This is a genomic window from Frigoribacterium sp. CG_9.8, from assembly GCF_015751965.1.
Classification (GTDB): domain Bacteria; phylum Actinomycetota; class Actinomycetes; order Actinomycetales; family Microbacteriaceae; genus Lacisediminihabitans.
In genome coordinates this window covers 1-1,249 of record NZ_JADOVH010000010.1, presented here as the reverse complement: position 1 = coordinate 1,249, position 1,249 = coordinate 1, and the positions used below count along the sequence as shown (strand labels likewise).

Here is a 1,249-nt window from a genome sequence, read left to right as displayed (position 1 = left end):
GGCGAATTCAGGTGGTGAGTGCAACACCCTGAGTTCTAGTGGGTATTTTCGATGGCAAGACCTGTTTCGCCGTTGGCTGTTCGGTTGGCGTTTTGGAAAGGGTTGGACGAGGGGCTTGCGACGTCGGCCGCTGCGCGGGCCGCGGGGGTGTCGCGGGCGACGGCGTATCGGTGGCTCGGCGAGGATCGGCAGGTGCTGCCATTACCTTTCCGAAGTTCCGCTGTCATACGTCCCGGGTCGTTATCGTTGCGGGAGCGGGAAGAGATCGGCTTCCAACTCGCCCAAGGCCAAGGGGTGCGTCAGATCGCGGGCCTGCTCGGGCGGGCGCCATCGACGATCAGTCGCGAGGTGGCACGGAACCGGGTCTATGACCGGTACGTGCCCTCGTTGGCGCAGGAGCAGACATGGGCGCGGGCCCGCCGACCACGACGACGGAAGTTGGACGGGTTAGCGTTACGGGAACAGGTCGTGTCGATGCTCACCGAACGGTTCAGCCCCGAACAGGTCGCTGGCCGGCTCCGGCTCGAGCATCCCGAGGATGTGGAGATGCAGGTGTCCCACGAGACCATCTACCAAGCCCTCTACGTCCAAGGCCGCGGCTCGTTGCGGCTGGAAGTCGCGACCGCGTTGCGGACCGGACGCGCACGGCGCCGCCCCCAGAAACCGGATGGCCCCAAGGCGGGGCGGTTCCAGGGCATGGTGATGATCTCTGACCGGCCGGCCGAGATCGAAGACCGTGCTGTTCCCGGTCACTGGGAAGGCGACCTCATCATCGGCTCAACGTCGACGAGGTCCGCGATCGGGACTCTGGTCGAGCGGACCAGCGGGTTCGTGAAGCTGCTGCACCTGCCCGGCGACCACACTGCCCTGACCGTGTCGACCGCGATGATCAAAGCGATGAACACACTCCCGGAACAGCTACGCCGGTCGGTGACCTGGGACCAGGGACGGGAGATGGCGAAGCATCAAGAGATCACGATGGCGACCGGGATGCCGATCTACTTCTGCGACCCACACTCGCCCTGGCAACGAGGCAGCAACGAGAACACAAATGGGCTGCTGCGGCAATATTTCCCGAAGAGCACCGACCTCTCCTTCCACGGGCCCGGGATCCTGGACAATGTCGCCGCGGAACTCAACGCAAGGCCTCGGAAACGTCATGGCTACCGCACCCCAGCTGAGGTCCTCAGCGAGATACTCTCGAACCAGTCAAATCAAGCCGGTGTTGCGACCACCGCCTGAATTCGCC

At 64.3% G+C, this 1,249-nt stretch carries 1 protein-coding gene; it reads left to right on the top strand.

What is annotated here, in order from left to right; genetic code table 11:
* The first annotated feature begins 51 nt into the window (after window positions 1-51).
* Window positions 52-1,242, top strand: coding sequence for an IS30 family transposase (locus IWX88_RS13665; protein WP_370568376.1), 1,191 nt, complete (start codon window positions 52-54; stop codon window positions 1,240-1,242).
* Window positions 1,243-1,249 lie beyond the last annotated feature (7 nt).